Annotated in this window: 18 protein-coding genes; 12 read left to right on the plus strand and 6 right to left on the minus strand. The window is 52.7% G+C overall.

The window, feature by feature from the left end; genetic code table 11:
- Positions 1–176: 176 nt before the first annotated feature.
- The 5 genes from I6L53_RS11295 to I6L53_RS11315 form a co-directional block, all read right to left on the minus strand.
- Entirely contained in the window at positions 177–1514 is a 1338-nt protein-coding gene (locus I6L53_RS11295; RefSeq protein ID WP_042319130.1) for an MFS transporter, read from the minus strand.
- A 58-nt stretch (positions 1515–1572) separates the two neighbouring features.
- Positions 1573–2787, minus strand: a complete 1215-nt coding sequence (gene rspA / locus I6L53_RS11300; RefSeq protein ID WP_042319132.1) for a starvation-sensing protein RspA — start codon at positions 2785–2787, stop codon at positions 1573–1575.
- 183 nt (positions 2788–2970) lie between these two features.
- Positions 2971–4344, minus strand: coding sequence for an MFS transporter (locus I6L53_RS11305; RefSeq protein ID WP_042319134.1), 1374 nt, complete (start codon positions 4342–4344; stop codon positions 2971–2973).
- Between the two features lie 74 nt (positions 4345–4418).
- Positions 4419–5438, minus strand: coding sequence for a Zn-dependent oxidoreductase (locus I6L53_RS11310; protein ID WP_042319136.1), 1020 nt, complete (start codon positions 5436–5438; stop codon positions 4419–4421).
- Between the two features lie 107 nt (positions 5439–5545).
- Positions 5546–5872, minus strand: a complete 327-nt coding sequence (locus tag I6L53_RS11315) for a YnfA family protein (protein WP_042319138.1) — start codon at positions 5870–5872, stop codon at positions 5546–5548.
- 152 nt (positions 5873–6024) lie between these two features.
- Here I6L53_RS11315 and I6L53_RS11320 point away from each other — a divergent pair, with 152 nt between their 5' ends.
- The gene (locus tag I6L53_RS11320) at positions 6025–6366 is read left to right on the plus strand and encodes a DUF1283 family protein (RefSeq protein ID WP_042319140.1); all 342 of its coding nucleotides are present in this window, start codon (positions 6025–6027) and stop codon (positions 6364–6366) included.
- 34 nt (positions 6367–6400) lie between these two features.
- Entirely contained in the window at positions 6401–6961 is a 561-nt protein-coding gene (speG, locus tag I6L53_RS11325) for a spermidine N1-acetyltransferase (RefSeq protein ID WP_042319142.1), read from the plus strand.
- Between the two features lie 16 nt (positions 6962–6977).
- On the opposite strand, the gene I6L53_RS11330 is transcribed toward speG, so the two are convergent.
- Positions 6978–7646, minus strand: coding sequence for a YnfC family lipoprotein (locus I6L53_RS11330; RefSeq protein ID WP_217437725.1), 669 nt, complete (start codon positions 7644–7646; stop codon positions 6978–6980).
- Between the two features lie 669 nt (positions 7647–8315).
- Here I6L53_RS11330 and I6L53_RS11335 point away from each other — a divergent pair.
- From I6L53_RS11335 to osmV, 10 genes are all read left to right on the plus strand, one after another.
- Positions 8316–10919: an autotransporter outer membrane beta-barrel domain-containing protein gene (locus I6L53_RS11335; protein WP_084196587.1), complete on the plus strand. Its 2604-nt coding sequence runs from the start codon at positions 8316–8318 to the stop codon at positions 10917–10919.
- A 170-nt stretch (positions 10920–11089) separates the two neighbouring features.
- Positions 11090–11395 (plus strand): DUF1161 domain-containing protein, encoded by a 306-nt coding sequence (locus I6L53_RS11340; RefSeq protein ID WP_084196588.1) that lies wholly within the window; start codon positions 11090–11092, stop codon positions 11393–11395.
- A gap of 270 nt (positions 11396–11665) precedes the next feature.
- Entirely contained in the window at positions 11666–14101 is a 2436-nt protein-coding gene (gene ynfF, locus I6L53_RS11345) for a selenate/tellurate reductase subunit YnfF (RefSeq protein WP_042319146.1), read from the plus strand.
- 10 nt (positions 14102–14111) lie between these two features.
- Positions 14112–14729, plus strand: a complete 618-nt coding sequence (gene dmsB / locus I6L53_RS11350) for a dimethylsulfoxide reductase iron-sulfur subunit DmsB (protein ID WP_042319148.1) — start codon at positions 14112–14114, stop codon at positions 14727–14729.
- A gap of 1 nt (position 14730) precedes the next feature.
- On the plus strand, positions 14731–15588 hold the full coding sequence (locus tag I6L53_RS11355; protein ID WP_042319150.1) for a dimethyl sulfoxide reductase anchor subunit family protein: 858 nt from the start codon (positions 14731–14733) through the stop codon (positions 15586–15588).
- A 42-nt stretch (positions 15589–15630) separates the two neighbouring features.
- A complete protein-coding gene (gene dmsD / locus I6L53_RS11360; RefSeq protein WP_042319152.1) occupies positions 15631–16245 on the plus strand; it encodes a Tat proofreading chaperone DmsD in 615 nt (204 codons plus the stop codon).
- 292 nt (positions 16246–16537) lie between these two features.
- Positions 16538–17248 (plus strand): osmoprotectant ABC transporter permease OsmY, encoded by a 711-nt coding sequence (gene osmY, locus I6L53_RS11365; protein ID WP_042319154.1) that lies wholly within the window; start codon positions 16538–16540, stop codon positions 17246–17248.
- Between the two features lie 31 nt (positions 17249–17279).
- Entirely contained in the window at positions 17280–18182 is a 903-nt protein-coding gene (gene osmX, locus I6L53_RS11370) for an osmoprotectant ABC transporter substrate-binding protein OsmX (RefSeq protein WP_042319155.1), read from the plus strand.
- A gap of 9 nt (positions 18183–18191) precedes the next feature.
- Positions 18192–18839 carry an osmoprotectant ABC transporter permease OsmW gene (osmW, locus tag I6L53_RS11375; protein WP_042319156.1) on the plus strand — a complete coding sequence of 216 codons (648 nt, stop codon included), beginning with the start codon at positions 18192–18194 and terminating at the stop codon, positions 18837–18839.
- Positions 18839–19987, plus strand: a complete 1149-nt coding sequence (gene osmV / locus I6L53_RS11380) for an osmoprotectant ABC transporter ATP-binding protein OsmV (RefSeq protein WP_042319157.1) — start codon at positions 18839–18841, stop codon at positions 19985–19987. The genes osmW and osmV overlap by 1 nt, the downstream gene beginning before the upstream one ends.
- The last annotated feature ends 41 nt before the right edge of the window (positions 19988–20028 follow it).

Below are 20028 nucleotides of genomic sequence, written 5' to 3' on the forward strand. Positions count from 1 at the left end.
TAACGCCTGTATGGTTGTATGTTTTGATTTGAATTAATATTTTGCTAATTGGTATAACATCATTTAGAAGTTATGTGACAGGATGCCTTTCCTGATGCTGCAATGAACGCCCTGGGTGAGATCCCTGGGCTAAGCGTTGGCTGCCTCCATGCAGCCATCCTGGACAGATCCGTCTCTTAATCGTGCTTATGCCACTCCTGATATTCACGCTTGAGGCGCCGGGGTGCAGTCTCAGGCATCATGAGCAAGCCAATAACAGAAATGATACCCAGAACAATCACATAGCTAGCTAATCCGTAGTAATGCCCACCGGTCATCTGCAAAATTTTCACCGCCACCAGGCCCAGTACGCCGCTGCCAATCAGAGAACCCAATTGCCAGATTAAGGCGATGCCACTGCAACGAATGTGCGTCGGGAACAGTTCCGGGAAGAACGACGCCTGTGGTGCATAGCACATGCTGTGACCAAAGCTAATGACGATAATCATCACCAGTTGCGTCAGCCAGAAATTGTCCTGATTAATGGCCAGGAAGAACGGGATGATCATGACGACCTGGATCAGCGCCCCCATGATATAGACCGGCTTACGACCAATTTTATCGCAGAGCGCCCCCATCATCGGTATGGCAAGGACTTCAATCACCACCGCAATAATCATGGTTTCCATTAAGATATTGGCGTCCAGATTATTGGCTTTGCCATACGCAAGGACGATCACGGTGAACATCGCGAAAGTACAGGCTTCAATCAGTTTCGCGCAGACGCCTTTTACTACAATGCCAGGAAAATCGCGGATAACTTCAATCAATGGACGGGACTCTTCCGCTTTCGTCTCACGTATCTGCGCAAACACCGGTGACTCATCGATTCTCAGGCGAATGAACAGACCGACTATCACCAACAGCAGACTGAGCAGGAATGGAATACGCCAGCCGTAATCCATCATCGCTTCAGGGGATAAAGTCGCATTGAGCAGCGCAAACAACGCCATCGGTAACAGGAAGCCAACCGGCGCACCGATTTGTACCCAACTGGCAAAGAATCCCCGGCGTTTAGGTTCGGCATATTCAGCCGTCATCAACACCGCCCCGGCCTGTTCACCGCCAACACCAAACCCCTGGAGTACACGAATGAAGATCAACAGGACAGGCGCCCAGACGCCGATTTTTTCGTATGTCGGCAACAGGCCGATGCAGAATGTCCCGAGCCCGACAATCAGTATCGTGATAACCAGCGCCTTTTTGCGGCCCACTTTATCTCCGATGTGACCAAAGACAATTCCACCCAGTGGTCTTGCAAGGAAGCCCACCGCATAAGTGGCAAATGCCGCCAGCGTACTGATTAACGGATCGTCACTGGGGAAAAACAAATGTCCAAAGAACAGCACCGCTGCGGTGCCATAGGCAAAAAAGTCATAGTATTCGGCGGCAGTACCTATCGCTGAAGCAGAGGCAACACGACGAACTACAGGTTTGCTATCAACATCATTTTTAATATCAACGGAACTAACCATAAATAATTACCTTCGTTGGCTCAGAGGTGAATAACATCCATGTCGTATAAATTTTAACTTACCAATTCCACAAGGTGCCATCTTCAAGCCGGGCAACCGGCAGATAGGCGGGGTCATAGGGATATTTCGCCGCCAGCTTTTCATCGAACTCGATACCCAGTCCCGGCTTCTCGCCAGGATGCATATAGCCGTTGTCGAAGGTCCAGTTGTGCGGGAACACTTCCAGCATCTGCTCGGAATAGCCCATGTACTCCTGAACGCCAAAGTTCGGAACCCACAGGTCAAAGTGCAGCGCCGCGGCCATACAAACCGGAGAGAGATCGGACGGTCCGTGCGATCCCGTACGGACCTGATACAGAGAAGCGAAGTCTGCGATACGACGCATGCCGGTGATCCCGCCCGCATGGGTGATAGTGGCGCGGATATAATCGATGAGCTGTTCTTCAATAAGCTGCTTGCAGTCCCAGATGCTATTAAAGACTTCACCGACGGCAATCGGGGTCACCGTATGCTGACGAATCAGTCGGAAGCACTCCTGGTTCTCGGCAGGGGTCGGATCTTCCATCCAGAAGAGGCGATAATCTTCGATGCTTTTACCAAAGCGCGCGGCTTCAATTGGCGTCAGACGATGGTGCATATCGTGTAGCAGATGTTCGTTAAAGCCGAACGTATTGCGCACCGCCTCGAACAGCTTCGGCGTGAAATCGAGATATTTTTCGGTTGACCACAGCTGTTCTTCCGGCCACTGCCCTTTGGTCGCCGGTTCATAAGCCTGCCCTTTCCCCTTCGCCATGCCGTAAGTGGTTTTCATGCCCGGCACGCCGCACTGTACGCGAATGGCTTTGAATCCCATCTCTTTGTGACGCGCATAGTCTTCCAGCACATCATCAACGGTGTGACCCGTGGTATGGCAGTAAACCATCACGCCTTCGCGCGATGCGCCGCCGAGCAACTGATACAGCGGCATGTTGGCGGCTTTGGCTTTGATATCCCACAGCGCCATGTCGACGGCGGAGATGGCAGACATGGTCACCGGTCCGCGACGCCAGTACGCCCCTTTATAAAAAAACTGCCAGATATCTTCGATGCGATGGGCATCACGACCGATCAACTGCGGGCAAAGATGATCTTTCAGGTACGACGCGACGGACAGCTCACGTCCATTCAGCGTCGCGTCTCCCAGACCGGTAATGCCGTCTTCGGTCGTAATCTTCAATGTGACAAAGTTTCGCCCCGGACAGGTGACAAAAACCTCAGCCCCTACAATCTTCATTTTCTCTTCCTGGTTCTGTGTGGTGATGGAGGGAATTTACGCAATTCGCATACTACCATACAAGTATAAATGATCTGTTTTTCCGGGCAGATCACAAAACTCGCCGTCATGTCATGGAAGGGTGAATTCAGAAAGGGTGAAAAGACGGCCCTGAAGAACAGGAGCCGTCACAATTGAATGAGGTCAGACGCGACTGACTGCCGCAGTACGCCGCTTCACGGTCATAGACTGTGTTGCGTCTTCAGGTATTCGCAAATCGCGGTCGCACACTTCTGGCATCAGGAACGCAGAGAGCAAACCAATCAGGGAGTAAACCACGATCATCACCAGAATCGGCAGCCAGTTTCCGGTTATGTTGCAGAAAATCCCTGCCAGCACCGGTCCAAACCCGACCGCCACCAGCCCCCCTGCTTCTTTGGCAATCGCCATACGGGTAAAGCGATTTCGTGAGCCAAAAATTTCTGCCATCGTAATGTTTTCCAGGGCAAACAGACCCAGTACTGCGACGTTATGAATGACGATCAGAGCCGCCATGATCACGCCCGGGTGATAAGTGTTATCTACCACGATGGATAACATCGGATACGCGAGAATAATCGCCGAGATATTCAGCACGATATAGGGTAAACGACGTCCGAATTTATCGGATAGCCAACCCAGTAGCGGAATAGTGATAAAACCAATCACTGAACTTATCATCAGCGCATCCGTCGGGATGGACTTACTGAACAGCAACGTCTGTACCAGATAGCCGGCAAGAAACGTCTGGATCAGCCCCGAGTTGCCGGCCTGACCAAAGCGCAATCCTGTTGCCAGCCAGAAAGATTTGCTGGTAAACATCGTTCCCGCTGAAATCGCCTCCTGCGGGGCTGTCGCCGGAGAATCCCCCTCATTGACCTGCTCGAAGACGGGACTTTCTTTCAGATTCAACCGCAACCAGATCGCAAAAATCATGACGACGACGCTTGCCAGGAATGGGATACGCCAGCCCCATGCCAACAATGCTTCGCGATCGAGAGCAAAGAACATCACTGCCCAAATCGCGGTGGCGCTGAGAGTGCCGCAGTTTGTTCCCATAGCGACCAGTGATGAAATAATTCCCCGCTTACCAACTGGCGCATATTCAGCGAGCATCGTTCCGGCTCCGGATATTTCTGCCCCGGCCCCGAGTCCCTGAATAATACGTAATGTCACCAACAATACGGGTGCCAAAATCCCTATCTGCGCATAAGTCGGAAGTATACCGATTAAGGTCGTGCACATTCCCATTAATGTGATAGTGATAAACAGCACCTTCTTGCGCCCAATCCTGTCCCCCATTTTACCAAAAAAGAAGGCCCCGATAATACGCGCGATATAGCCTGCGCCGTAGGTTCCCATTGCGAGAATTAATGCCATTGCCGCGGATTGTTCCGGAAAAAATACCTCATGAAAAACCAGTGCTGCTCCCAGGGAATATAACTGAAAGTCCATAAATTCTAATGCGGTTCCTAACCACCCTGAAATCGCGGCACGCACCAGATCCCGGGTACTTCTTTCATGCTTTATTGTATTCATATCGTCTGTCTCTACAGAGTAAATGCGTACCACGGAATGCCCGAATCATCAGGCGTCCCTCGCATGAATTAATCTTAAACGGAAAAAGAGAGTAATACTTTACAACATCTCTGTTGATCGGTTTCGAATAGTGTTATTGCGTCAATGACCTGGCGATAGTCAAACTGTTGGGTAATTAATTTCTCCGGGTCGATTAATTTTTTTTGCATCCACTCAATCACAACTGGAAATTTATGCGCATTCAGTCGGGATGAGAAAATCGTGAGCTCTTTTCCGGTAATCCCCTGTTGGATTATCTGGCTGGGGGCGCTGGAAAAACCCATTATCACAATACGCGCCGCAGGTGACGCCAGGTCAATGGCTTCAGTCAAGATGGCAGGATGGCAGGCCGCATCGATAATCAACGTCGGTCTGATGCCCTTCTCCGCCAGATATTGCGCTAATGGCCGTCGGGTATTATTCATCGTTTCGTCAGCCCCGCATGCTTTCGCCATTGCCAGCCGCGCATTAATCCGGTCAACAACAATGACCGTTTTAACCTGATAAACGCCTTTCAGCACCTGGACGGTGGTTAATCCCATCGGCCCGGCGCCATAAATTAAAGCAATATCATTTTTTGTCGGCGCAACCTGGCCCGTGACATTGGCGGCAATCGTAAAAGGTTCAACCATTACCGCCTGTCGGTCACTGACCGAATCCGGAATACAATAAACATTACTTTCAGGAACCGTGACATATTCACTGAAGCCGCCATCACGATGAACACCTAATACCGTTAACGAGGTACAAACATTGGGTTTGCCAACCGTACAGGGATAACAGACGCCGCAACTTATTACGGGATCCACCACAACACGTTCGCCTGGACTTTTATTTCTCACCCCGTCACCGACTGCATCGATAATGCCATAAAACTCATGACCAATGACGCGAGGATATTGTGCAAAAGGATTATGTCCGCGATATATGTGGCTATCCGACCCGCAGATGCCTGCTATTTTAACCTTAATCCTCACTTCTCCAGGTTCAGGTAAAGGTAATGGCCGCTGTTCAATCCATAAATTATTTGGCTGTTGAATCACTATACTTCCCATGCGTTTTCCTTACATCAAATTAGTGATGCAAGAAATTTATTCTCCACATAACTACCATACAAGTATAATGATCAAAAAATCACCAGGCGATCACAAAAAAGAGACGCTCAACCGCGTCCCCATCCCGCCACAATAATCAACATTCCACAGAGCGCGATCAGCGCCCCGCTCCAGTCATACAGGCTGAGTTTTACCCCATCCACTACGCGCAACCAGATAAGCGCAGTGCAAACATAAACGCCGCCATACGCCGCATACACCCGCCCACTGGCGGCGGGATGCAGCGTCAGCAGCCAGACAAACAGCGCCAGCGCAACCCCGGCGGGGAGCAGCAACCAGACGGTAGCGCCCCGCTTTAGCCAGAGCCAGGGAAGAAAGCAGCCGATAATTTCGCACAGTGCGGTAGCAAAGAAAAGCAGCGTTGTTTTGATCATCTGAATCGTTCATTTACCTGAGGTTCAGGCATGATACGCCATAATCGCCTGATCTCATCCATAACCGTCCTGTGGGTATGCCCTGTGCGAGGAATGGTGTAGAATTTGCGTGTTAATGATGCTTTTTGCGTCGCTCATAAAAGGAACTTGCCATGAACATTACGCTTCGCAAACGCCTGTGCCTGACGGCAATGATGCTGCTGGGGGCTGTCGTGTACACCGCGACCGCGCAGGCTGAGACCAGTCGACTGGTGATCGAATCCGGTGACAGCGCCCTGAGTCGTCAACAGGCAGCTATGCAAAAAGAACAATGGGATGACACCCGTAGTTTGCGTCAGAAAATTAACAAACGCGCGGAAAAAGAGTGGGATAAAGCAGATGCCGCTTTTGATAACCGCGACAGCTGCGAACAGAGTGCCAATCTGAATGCGTACTGGGAGCCAAACACCCTGCGCTGTCTGGATCGTCGCACCGGTCGCGTAGTTACCCCGTAATACAGAGAGTGAAACGAGAGGTTAAGGATTGGGTATGACAAGCGCCCTCAGTGTTAAGCTGCGCCCGCTGGAGCGTGAAGATTTACGTTTTGTCCATCAACTCGATAACAATGCCAGCGTGATGCGCTACTGGTTTGAAGAGCCTTACGAAGCGTTTGTCGAGTTGTCTGATCTTTACGACAAGCACATTCACGATCAGAGCGAACGTCGTTTTGTCGTCGAATGCGATGGAGAAAAGGCAGGTCTGGTCGAACTGGTTGAAATCAACCATGTCCATCGTCGGGCCGAATTTCAGATCATTATTTCCCCGGAGTATCAGGGAAAAGGTCTTGCCTCCCGTGCTGCCAGACTGGCGATGGACTACGGATTTACCGTACTTAACCTCTATAAGCTGTACCTCATCGTTGATAAAGAGAACGAAAAGGCGATCCATATCTACCGTAAGCTGGGCTTTATGGTCGAAGGTGAGCTGATTCATGAATTCTTTATCAACGGTGAGTACCGCAATACTATCCGGATGTGTATCTTCCAGCACCAGTACCTGGCGGAGCATCGTACGCCCGGTTCGACAATGTTAAAACCTACCGCGCAGTAATCACTGCGCGGTCATCTTAATAGTAATCGATGGTATTTTTAATCGTGTAATTGTGCTCGACCGCGGGTTTGACGCTTTCATCAACGATCACCAGCGTACAGTCGGTGGGATTGGCATGACTGTCATAGTCACAGGTTTGCTTAACATTCCCCAAAGGGTGATCGTTAAGCGAACTTACCGCTGTATAATCAAGCTTCTTACGCGGATCGTTCGAGGGTTTTGCATTGACCGATAGCGTCTTGTCCTTGCTGACCGTGGTCTTGCCGAGCGGATAACCTTCTGCATCATAGCGATACTGGACTTTCATCTCTTTTCCCGTCGCCGCGACCACAAAGCCATTATCATCGGTGTCCCAGACAACGCCGGCTGAAGGCAGTTCCGCGAGCTGGCATTTTCCCTGCAGGCGCACCTTTTTTTCCAGCGTTTCGGCATCGCGATAAAAGTTCGCATCCAGTACCAGCGCCACGCCGGTATTATTTTCAAGATCGTGCAACTCCAGCGAGTCGAAGCAACCTTCCTCAGACAGCGTGCCGTTGACGCGCTTCGCTACTTCGCCCTTCTCATTGAGCAACGTCTGGCTAAAGTCCTTTACCGGCCCGCGCAGTGGGTCAAAGTCAAATTCATTAGAGAAACTGGCCATCTCCGGCGTAAAGGACAGCGGCACCGTGCTGTTGTCGCATCCCATCAGCGCAGTACAGAGTGCAAAAAGAAATAGCTGTTTTTTCACAGGTTCCCCGAAAGAAAAGGATGATCTACAGACATAGTAGCAAAGACTGTCGTTTACACTCCAGAAAAGCGAAAAACGACAGAAGCCAACCGGGCATAGTGCCTGGCGGAAAAATTCTGAGAAAATCGCACTCAATTTTTACGTATCTCAAATGCGACATTTGATCGAAATCAAACAATTGTGTATTAGATTTTCGCAAAATTCCTAAATCATCACGCACGCCGCATTTAAGCAATGATGCCCTGACAAATGACTAGCGAATTAGTCATTCAGCCTGCAATAAAAATTACTCATCCTCTGCGCATATTATCTCCTTGTATAAGGATAATTATTTGCACTATTCCTAATATTTTAAACGTCCTTAATAAGATACGTTTCTGGCAAAAAAACATTTAAGATCTTATATAAGAAAATGAAAGCAATATTAAATAGATAAAACCTATTGGAGAACGCAATAATTAGTCGATAAAACCATTTCTCAATGCTAGATCATGCAAATAAAATATACCTCAGAGAAAATAATTTATTTTTATAAAATGTATTTCGCTCATCATATACACTAAGAGATTGTTCTTCATAACAAATATTATTTCGTATACCAGGCTCTCTCTTATGGAAGAGACAATTATGAATATTAAAAATTTGCACCACCAGAAATCACTGCTGGCAATCGCTATTGCTTTCGCAGTGCAAACAGCCGCCGCAGCGAATATGGATAATATCAATCTGTTATCCGTGACGCCGCCGACGGACATCACGAGCGATCTCATTATCGACAATAATGACTCCCTCACCCTTTCCTCAACCGAAAATACCGGCAGTAACTGGAATCAGGTTCGCGCAGTAACCGTTGGGAGTACCGGAGTCGGTACATTGATTATTGATGGTCGGGATGTCCTTGTTGCCGAAGGGGCTATCATTGGTTACGGGGGGACCGGTACCGTCACCTTGACCAATGGTGCCACCTTGAGAACGAATAACTGGTATATCCAGCTTGGACTGGGTAATGGTTCCGGTACGCTGAATGTGCTAAACGGCAGTAAAATCACCGGTCTTAATAATTTACTCATTGGCGATTCCGACATCGGCGCCAGAGGGGCTGTGACCATTGACGGCGCGAATTCCTCCATTACCAATTACCAGACCGTCGTTGGCCTCCGGGGCCACGGTCAATTAGTCATTACCAACGGCGGTAAGCTCTCCTCCGCAAATCATATGTTTATTGGTTATCTTGGCGTAGCCGACTTTGACGTCGGCGATGGTACAGGGGTTGTACGGATAGACGGGGCAAACTCAATTCTGGATGTTGCTACGGAAATTAACCTGGGTGGCATTTACACAAGCAATAACACCGCCAAAGGTTATCTCACCGTCAGCAACGGCGCGACGGTCAAATCCGGCTCGTTGATCCGCCTGGCCTATGGCAACGGCAGTACCGGGATTTTAAATATCGGCGGCGCGCAGGGCGAAGCCGAACAGGCAGCGGGTAAGATTGACACACCACGAATCTGGCTGGGTAACACCAACGGTCAAAAAACCGCGATTCTGAACTTTAACCACTTCAGTCCTGACTTCCTGCTGGCATCTCAGATTTATGGCACAGGTGAAGTCAACCACGTCGGCTCAGGGGTGACCACGCTGACCGGGGCCAATACCTACAGCGGCAACACGCTTGTCTCCAGAGGCACGCTTCGCGCCGGCGCGGAAAATACATTTAGCGCCGCGTCAGATTACATCGTCAATGACGGCGCCAGTCTGGATCTAAATGGCTATTCGCAAACCCTGAACTCGCTGGAACTGGCCGGTACGACAACGCTCTCTTCCCCACCGCGAGTGAAAGCGGCCTTTACCCCGACCACGTTAACCATCAACGGCAACTACACGGGCAACAATGGTCTGTTGGCCTTGCGTACCGTATTAGGCGATGACCTTTCGGCGACCGATAAGCTGGTTGTTCGTGGTGATACCAGTGGCACCACGCGCGTCAGCGTCACCAACGCCGGCGGTGGCGGTTCGCAGACAGTGGAAGGCATTCCGATTGTTGAAGTCGAAGGCGCATCCAACGGGACCTTTGTAAAAGAAGGTCGTATCGTCGCGGGCGCTTACGACTACAACATCATCAAAAAGAACAACCAGAACTGGCACCTGACCAGCGAGGTGATTCCGGATCCGTTACCGCCGGATGAGCCAGCACCAGCTTCACCAGAAACACCAGAACAGCCCGTTCCACAACCGCCTGTCGCCTCGGAAGTTGAGCATCAGTATCGGCCGGAATCCGGCAGCTATCTGGCGAATACCCTTGCGGCCAACACGCTGTTCAACACCCGTCTTCACGATCGTCTGGGGGAAACCCAGTACACCGACGCGTTAACCGGCGAGCAGAAGGTCACCAGTCTGTGGATGCGCCACATCGGCGGACATAACCGCTTCAAGGACGGTTCCGGGCAAATCAGCACCCAGAGCAACCGCTATGTGATGCAACTGGGCGGTGATATCGCGCAATGGAGCACCGACGGTCTCGATCGCTGGCATCTGGGTCTGATGGCCGGTTACGCCAACAGCAAGAGCCGCAGCCATTCCAGTCTGACCGGATACTCTTCTCGCGGGGAAATCAGCGGCTACAGCGCCGGTCTGTACGGCACCTGGTATGCCAACGACGCCGATAAAACCGGCGCGTATGTCGATGCATGGATGCTCTACAACTGGTTCGACAACACCGTCTCCGGACAGGGACTGGCGTCCGAGAAGTATGACTCGGACGGTATTACCGCCTCTGTTGAAACGGGTTATACCTGGAAACTGGCCGAATTCAGCGAACGTAACGCGCTGTATATTCAGCCTAAAGTCCAGGTCACCTGGATGGACGTGCAGGCCGATACCCATATTGAGAAAAATGGCACGCGGGTAGTGGATAAAACCGATGGCAATCTGCAAACCCGCCTGGGTGTGAAAGCGTACCTGCAGGGGCATAACGCGATGGATGACGGTAAAGACCGCACTTTCCAGCCGTTTGTCGAAGCCAACTGGATCCACAACACGCAGAATTACAGCGTGCAGATGGATGACATCAACAACGATGTGAAAGGCAGCCGCAACATAGCTGAACTGAAAGCTGGTGTTGAAGGTCAACTGACGAAAAACGTCACCCTGTGGGGGAACGTCGCCCAGCAGATTGGCGACAATGGCTACAGCGATACGCAAGGTATGCTGGGGCTGAAATACAGCTTCTAGTCCCTTCCCCCGTGGCGACGCGGGGGATTTCTCACAAACCCTGACCTCGTCGGGGTTTGTGTTTTTGGAAAGTAAAGGGATCTTTCAGATTCTTCAACAGGTTGAAGGCACTGACAATTGCTTACACTACCAATGCTATGCTTATTCTGTGCATCTCAACAATGGAGCTGATGATGAAATTATCCCGAGGAATACTGACAAGCGCCCTGCTGCTCGCCTCCCCGCTGGTTTTTGCCGCCCCTGATTCCTGCGAACGCGTCAGGAGTGATATTGAGCAGCGCATCATCAATAACGGCGTTCCGGAGACCAATTTCTCCCTGAGTATTGTGCCAAACGATCAGGCTGACCAACCGGACTCACAGGTTGTCGGTCACTGTGCCAACGACACGCATAAAATTCTCTATACCCGAACCAGCAGTGGTAATGCACCTGCAACTACGCCTTCTCAGGAAGGTGCCAACGCCGAGCCGCAATAATTCCGCCTGTTTTTCCCCCTCCGGTAACGGAGGGTTTCCCTCACTTTGATATGGATTAATAACCCCCACCCATTAAGGGGTAAAATTCATTCCTGTTTAGCATGTCTCTGATATCGCTATAGAAAAAAATACACAACGATCTGTTTGACGGTGTGGCATCAGCCCAATACCGCCTGCACCACACCGATCAATACAGAAAAAAAGGAATGGCTGTTCCCGAAGACAGGGACGCAACCAGGTCAGTTTTTGACATTAGCAAAGTGAGCAACCATGAAAATCACCACGCCTGAGGGCCTCATGGCGGCCAGTATCAGTCGCCGTAGTCTGGTGAAATCATCCGCCATTGGCAGCCTTGCACTTGCCAGTAGCGCTTTCACCCTTCCTTTCACACGAATCGCCCGCGCCGCAGACGGCATGACACCTGCGCCAGTCGAAGAAAAAGCGGTCTGGAGTTCCTGTACCGTTAACTGCGGAAGCCGCTGCCTGCTGCGGCTGCACGTTAAAGATGACACGGTTTACTGGGTGGAGTCTGACACCACCGGCAACGATGAGTACGGCAACCATCAGGTTCGTGCCTGCTTGCGCGGCCGCTCAATACGTCGCCGCATGAACCATCCGGACAGACTGAAATACCCGATGAAACGCGTCGGCAAACGCGGCGAAGGTAAGTTTGAGCGCATCTCCTGGGACGAAGCGCTGGATACCATCGGCGACAACCTGAAGCGGATCCTCAAAGAGTATGGCAACGAGGCGGTCCACGTGCTGTACGGCACTGGCGTCGACGGCGGAAACATTACCAACTCCAACGTTCCTTACCGTCTGATGAACGCCTGCGGCGGCTACCTTAGCCGTTACGGCAGTTACAGCACCGCGCAGATCAGCGCCGCCATGAGCTACATGTTTGGCAGCAACGATGGCAACAGCCCTGATGACATTGCCAACACGAAACTGGTGGTGATGTTTGGCAACAACCCCGCGGAAACCCGCATGAGCGGCGGTGGTGTTACGTATTACGTCGAACAGGCGCGTGAACGTTCCAATGCGCGGATGATCGTTATCGATCCACGTTATAACGACACCGCGGCCGGACGCGAAGACGAATGGCTGCCCATCCGCCCCGGCACGGACGGCGCGCTGGCGGCAGCCATCGCCTGGGTGTTGATTACTGAAGATATGGTCGATAAGCCGTTCCTCGACACGTATTGCGTCGGTTACGATGAAACCACCCTGCCTGCCGGTGCGCCGCGTAATGCGCACTACAAGGCGTACATCCTCGGCGAAGGTCCGGACGGTATAGCCAAAACGCCGGAGTGGGCTTCCCGTATCACCAGTATTCCGGCGGATAAAATCATTCAACTGGCCCGTGAAATTGGCTCGGCGAAACCGGCTTATATCTGTCAGGGCTGGGGACCCCAGCGTCACTCCAACGGCGAGCAAACCGCGCGGGCTATCGCCATGCTGTCGGTACTCACCGGCAACGTCGGCATTAACGGAGGCAACTCAGGCGTACGTGAAGGCACCTGGGATCTCGGCGTGGAGTGGTTTTCCCTGCTCGAGAATCCAGTGAAAACGCAGATCTCCGTGTTCACCTGGACCGACGCTATCGATCACGGCACTGAAATGACCGCCACACGCGACGGCGTACGTGGCAAAGAGAAACTCGATGTTCCCATCAAGTTCATGTGGTGCTACGCCAGTAATACGCTGATTAACCAGCACGGGAATATCGCCCATACCCATGACGTGCTACAGGACGACAGCAAATGCGAAATGATTGTCGGCATTGAACATTTCATGACGGCGTCGGCGAAGTACTGCGATATTCTGCTGCCGGATTTAATGCCGACAGAACAGGAAGATCTGATCTCCCACGAATCCGCCGGCAATATGGGCTATGTGATCCTTGGTCAGCCCGCAACTTCAGCGAAGTTTGAAAGAAAGCCAATCTACTGGATGCTCAGCGAGGTCGCCCGCCGACTCGGGCCTGACGTGTACCAGACCTTCACCGAAGGACGTTCGCAGCATGAATGGGTGAGATACCTGCATGCGAAGACCAAAGAGCGCAATCCGGAAATGCCGGATTACGAAGAGATGAAGCAAACCGGTATCTTCAAGAAAAAATGTCCGGAGGAGCACTACGTCGCCTTCCGCGCGTTCCGTGAAGATCCAGGCGCTAACCCGCTGAAAACACCGTCAGGGAAAATTGAAATTTACTCTGCGCGACTGGCCACTATCGCCGATACCTGGGAACTGAAGAAGGATGAGGTAATCCATCCTCTGCCTGCCTATACGCCCGGTTTTGACGGTTGGGATGACCCGATCCGCAAAACGTACCCGCTGCAGCTCACCGGGTTCCACTATAAAGCGCGCACGCACTCCAGCTATGGCAACATCGACGTCCTGCAACAGGCCTGCCCGCAGGAGATCTGGATTAACCCGATTGATGCCAACGCACGCGGGATTCAACACGGTGACACCGTCCGGGTGTTTAACAACAACGGACAAATGCTGATCCCTGCCAAAGTGACACCGCGTATTTTGCCCGGCGTCACGGCCATTGGTCAGGGAGCGTGGCTCAAAGCCGACATGTTTGGCGACCAGGTAGACCACGGCGGCTCCATCAACATCCTGACGTCGCACCGCCCTTCGCCGCTGGCGAAAGGGAATCCTTCGCACAGTAATCTCGTTCAGGTTGAAAAGGTCTAAGGAGTAACCGATGACAACCCAGTATGGATTTTTTATTGATTCCAGCCGTTGCACCGGGTGTAAAACCTGCGAACTGGCCTGTAAAGATTACAAAGATTTAACCCCGGATGTCAGCTTCCGCCGCATTTATGAATACGCGGGCGGCGACTGGCAGGAAGACAACGGCGTCTGGCACCAGAACGTTTTTGCTTACTATCTGTCCATTGCCTGCAACCACTGCGAAGACCCGGCCTGTACCAAGGTCTGTCCGAGCGGCGCGATGCACAAGCGGGAAGACGGTTTTGTGGTCGTGGATGAAGATGTCTGCATCGGCTGCCGCTACTGCCACATGGCCTGCCCATACGGCGCGCCGCAGTACAACGCGGCCAAAGGCCACATGACCAAATGCGACGGCTGTCATGACCGCGTCGCTGACGGTAAGAAACCGATCTGTGTCGAGTCCTGTCCGCTGCGCGCGCTGGATTTCGGCCCCATCGACGAACTGCGTAAGAAACACGGTGAGCTGGCGGCCGTTGCGCCACTGCCGGGCGCGCACTTCACGAAGCCGAGTATTGTGATCAAACCCAATGCCAACAGCCGTCCGACCGGGGATACCACCGGTTATCTGGCGAATCCGAAGGAGGTGTAAGATGGGAAGTGGATGGCATGAATGGCCGCTGGTGCTGTTTACGGTACTCGGTCAGTGCGTCGTGGGCGCGTTGATTGTGTGTGGACCTGGCTGGTTTGCAATGAAAGACGATGCCGCCGCCCGGCAACGCCTGGTTCGTAGTATGTTTTTCCTCTGGCTGGTAATGGGCCTGGGATTCCTCGCGTCGATCATACATCTCGGATCGCCGATGCGGGCATTCAACTCACTCAACCGCATTGGCGCATCCGGATTGAGCAATGAAATTGCCGCAGGCTCGGTCTTTTTCGCCGTGGGAGGTCTCTGGTGGCTGGTCGCCGTACTGGGTAAAATGCCGCCCGCGCTGGGAAAACTCTGGCTGTCGGTCGCCATGGTGTTGGGAATCGTCTTTGTCTGGGCAATGACCCGTGTTTACCTGATCGATACCGTACCGACCTGGTATACTGGTTATACGACGCTGGCGTTCTTCATGACGGTGTTACTCAGCGGTCCGCTGTTCGCGGCATTGCTGCTGCGGGCTTCCCGTGTCACCTTTAATGGAACCCTGTTTGCCAGTATCAGCGTGCTGGCGCTACTGATCAGCGTGGCGGTCATTGTTCTGCAAGGTATGTCGCTGGCAACAATTCACAGTTCGGTTCAGCAGGCCTCTGCGCTGGTGCCGGATTACGCCTCTCTACAGGTATGGCGCGTGGTGCTGCTTGCCGCCGGGCTGGGCTGCTGGATCTGCCCGCTGGTGCGCCGTAAAGAACCGCATGTCGCCGGGTTGTTGCTGGGGCTCCTGCTCGTGCTTGGCGGCGAAATAATAGGGCGTGGCCTGTTTTATGGCCTGCATATGTCCGTCGGTATGGCGGTAGCAGGTTAACAAATTCGTGCGGGGAAACCCGCACTTTTCAGGATGTTTCAGATGACTGATTTTACTCAACGTGATGATTTTGCGATGACGGCACGCGTGCTGGGGGCACTGTTTTACTATGCGCCCGACAGCACCGAAGCCACCCCGCTGGTGTCAGCGTTAACCTCTGACGACTGGCAGTCACAATGGCCGCTGGCAGCGGAAACACTGGCCCCGCTGGCGACAGACTTTAAACGCGCCAGCAATGAATCCCTTTCCGAAGCGTTCCAGCGCCTGTTCGTGGGGCCGTATGCATTACCGTCGCCACCCTGGGGATCGGTCTGGCTGGATCGTGAAAATGTCCTGTTTGGCGAGTCCACCCTGGCCCTGCGTCAATGGATGCGCGACAACGGAATTCACGTTGAAGCGGCGCAAAATGAACCCGAAGATCATTTCGGCTCGTTACTGCTGATGGCGGCGTGGCTGGCAGAAAGTGGCCGACACAGCGAATGCGAGCAGCTGCTGGCATGGCATCTGTTTCCCTGGTCGTCCCGCTTTCTGGACCTTTTCATTGAGAATGCCGATCATCCTTTTTATCAGGCTCTCGGTGAACTGGCCCGCCTGACCCTGGCAAAATGGCAGTCTCAGTTACTGACTCCCGTTGCGGAAAAACCGCTATACCGTTAACCCTCGAAGGCAGGTTTTTCCTGCCTTTTCTGATACCTGCGCTTTTCCTGGTTGTTACGGTGTCACTTTTTATCTCTGTTTTTAAGACAATTCTTTACATACCCTGCTTATCCTTTACGGCATAAGGCCAAATCGCTTTTAGCGATTAATCGTCTGCGAATCTAATTTGCCTTCCCGCTGGAATCCTTCCCACCCTGTTGCTATAGCTCAAAACACCCTGCCGATACATGGCATAACAACATGCGACGATTATTCGCCGCCATAACGCATGCAAACAGGGAGACACACTGCAATGCACACATCCACGTTAAAACGCGTGCTGGGGTATGGTTTTGTCATCATTCTGCTACTGGCGCTGCTGCTCTGGGGAATTGGCGTCGACACGCTGAAATCGCGTCAGGTCGATTTGCTCTATCTCGGTCAACAGCATCTGATATTAGTCTTTACCTCAATGTTCTTCGCCCTGTTGGTTGGTATTTCAGGCGGCATTCTGCTCAGTCGCCCCGCAGCCCGTGGCGTTGCCGAATATGCCATGCAGATCTTCAATATTGGCAACACGTTACCTCCGCTGGCCGTTCTCGCCCTGGCGATGGTGATTATCGGCATTGGCGACATGCCTGCTATCGTTGCTTTGTTTCTGGCGTCGCTGCTGCCGATTGTGCGTAACACGTATGCCGGACTGAGTTCTGTCCCGCCGTCACTGATTGAAGCGGCAAACGGCATCGGTATGACGAAATGGCAGCGGTTGTGTCAGGTGGAAATTCCCAATGCCTGGCCGGTGATGCTTTCCGGGATCCGTATCGCCACAGCGATTAATGTTGGCACCGCCCCACTGGCGTTTCTGATTGGCGCCAGCAGCTACGGCGAGCTGATTTTCCCTGGCATCTATCTTAACGACTTCCCGACATTGATCCTGGGGGCCACCGCCACCGCGCTTTTCGCCCTGATCCTCGACAGCCTGCTCGCCTGGCTTGGGCGTGCCCTGAGCCCACACACAGCCTGATGACAATGATAAGAACAACAAGGAGCGCTATATGAATTTCAAGAAAAAATGGCTGGGATGGCTCGCTGCGACGCTGTTCATTAGTACGCAGGCCCAGGCCGCCCCCCTTATTCTCGCCACCAAAAGCTTTACCGAGCAGCACATCCTCTCGGCCATGACCGTTCAGTATCTGCAGAAAAAGGGATTTCAGGTTCAGCCGCAGACCAACATCGCCACGGTGATCTCACGTAATGCAATGATCAATAAACAGATTGATATGACGTGGGAATACACCGGCACCTCGCTGATTATTTTCAATCACATTAATGAGCGCATGAGCCCACAGGCGTCGTATGACACGGTGAAACGCCTTGATGCCAGACTGGGACTGGTGTGGCTCAAACCCGCAGAGATGAACAATACCTACGCCTTTGCCATGCAGCGCAAGCGCGCCGAAGCGGAAAATATCAACACCATGTCGGAGATGGTGGCGAAAATCGAACATATCCGCCAGACCGATCCCGACAACAACTGGTTGCTGGGACTTGACCTGGAGTTTGCCGGTCGCAGTGACGGAATGAAGCCGTTGCAGCAGGCTTATCAGATGGATCTCGACCGACCACAGATCCGCCAGATGGACCCCGGACTGGTCTACAACGCCGTGCGCGATGGCTTTGTTGACGCCGGTCTTATCTATACCACTGACGGACGCGTGAGGGGATTCGATCTCAAAGTACTGGAGGATGATAAAGGCTTCTTCCCAAGTTACGCTGTCACGCCTGTAGTACGTAAAGACACGCTGGAGGCCAACCCGGGGCTTGCCGAGGCGCTTAATACCCTCTCGGGCCAGTTGAATAATGACGTGATCAGCTCGCTGAATGCGAAAGTTGATATCGATCACCAGTCACCTCAGCAGGTTGCTCGTGAATTTCTGCAACAAAAGAACCTGCTGTAAGGAGCGCATATGGAGACGATTCACTACATGATCGATAACGCGGGGTATCTGGCGACGCTCACGTTCCAGCATCTCTGGCTGGTGGCGCTGGCGGTTGGGCTGGCGATTGTGATTGGTGTGCCGCTGGGGATCCTGATTGTCCGCCACAAATGGCTGGCAACGCCCGTCCTGAGTGCCGCCACGCTGCTGCTGACGATTCCTTCCATTGCCCTCTTCGGCCTGATGATCCCGTTGTTTTCGCTGATCGGTCATGGAATTGGCGCATTGCCAGCCATTACCGCCGTCTTTCTCTATTCGCTGCTGCCGATCGTACGTAACACCCATACTGCGCTGGACAGCATCGCGCCGGGTTTACGGGAAGCGGGTCGTGGGATTGGTATGACCTTCTGGCAGCGTCTGCGCTGGGTTGAGATCCCAATGGCATTGCCGGTGATTTTTGGCGGTATCCGCACCGCCGTGGTCATGAATATCGGCGTGATGGCCATTGCCGCGGTGATTGGCGCAGGCGGTCTGGGATTACTGTTACTGAACGGCATCGGTGGCAGCGACATTCGCATGCTGATTGCCGGCGCAGTGATGATTTGTTTTTTAGCGATTGTGCTCGACTGGCTGTTACACCGCCTGCAAGTCGTCCTGACACCTAAGGGGATACGATAATGATAAAACTGGAAAACCTCTCCAAACAATTTTCACAGAAAAATGGTCAGCCGCTAAAGGCCGTCGATAACGTTAATCTCAACGTACCAGAAGGAGAAATGTGTGTTCTGCTGGGGCCATCGGGCTGCGGCAAGACCACGACCCTGAAGATGATTAACCGCCTGATCACGCCAGGCAGCGGCAACATCCTGATTAACGGTGAAAATACCGATGAAATGGATACCGTCACTCTGCGCCGCAACATTGGCTATGTGATCCAGCAGATTGGGCTGTTTCCTAACATGACGATTGAGGAGAACATTACGGTCGTCCCCCGCATGCTGGGCTGGGACAAAGCCCGCTGTAAAAGCCGTGCCGAAGAGTTGATGGCGATGGTGGCATTGGATGCGAAGAAGTTTCTGCATCGCTATCCAAAAGAGATGTCCGGCGGCCAGCAGCAGCGTATTGGCGTCATTCGCGCCCTGGCAGCGGATCCGCCGGTCCTGCTGATGGACGAGCCGTTTGGTGCCGTCGACCCCATCAACCGCGAAGTGATCCAGAATCAGTTTCTTGAGATGCAGCGCGCGCTGAAAAAAACCGTGATGCTGGTGAGCCATGATATTGATGAGGCGCTGAAACTCGGCGATCGTATTGCCGTATTCCGCCAGGGACGCATCGTCCAGTGCGCCAGCCCGGATGAGCTGCTGGCCAAACCGGCCAACGATTTCGTCGGTTCATTTGTCGGTCAGGACCGCACGCTTAAGCGTCTGCTGCTGGTTTCGGCGGGTGACGTGACCGATCGGCAGCCGACGCTGACCGCGCAACCGTCCACGCCGCTGAATGAAGCCTTTGGCATTATGGATGACAACGACATTCGTGCCATTACGGTGGTGGATGGTGAAGGCAAACCGCTGGGTTTTGTGAAACGTCGTGAGGCGCGTCAGGCCACCGGCACCTGCGCAGATATCCTTCATCCCTTCCGCGTTACCGGCAAGGCCGACGATAATCTACGTATTGTGCTGTCCAGACTGTATGAAAGTAATACCAGTTGGATGCCGATTGTCGACGAGGAAGGCCGCTATAATGGCGAGGTCTCACAGGATTACATCGCCGATTACCTCAGTTCCGGACGTACCCGTCGGGCGCTGAACATTCACGAAAACAGCTAAAACAGGTTTTTACGCGACAAAAAAACCGGGGAGCGCATTGG

It is taken from the genome of Citrobacter farmeri (assembly GCF_019048065.1).
Classification (GTDB): domain Bacteria; phylum Pseudomonadota; class Gammaproteobacteria; order Enterobacterales; family Enterobacteriaceae; genus Citrobacter_A; species Citrobacter_A farmeri.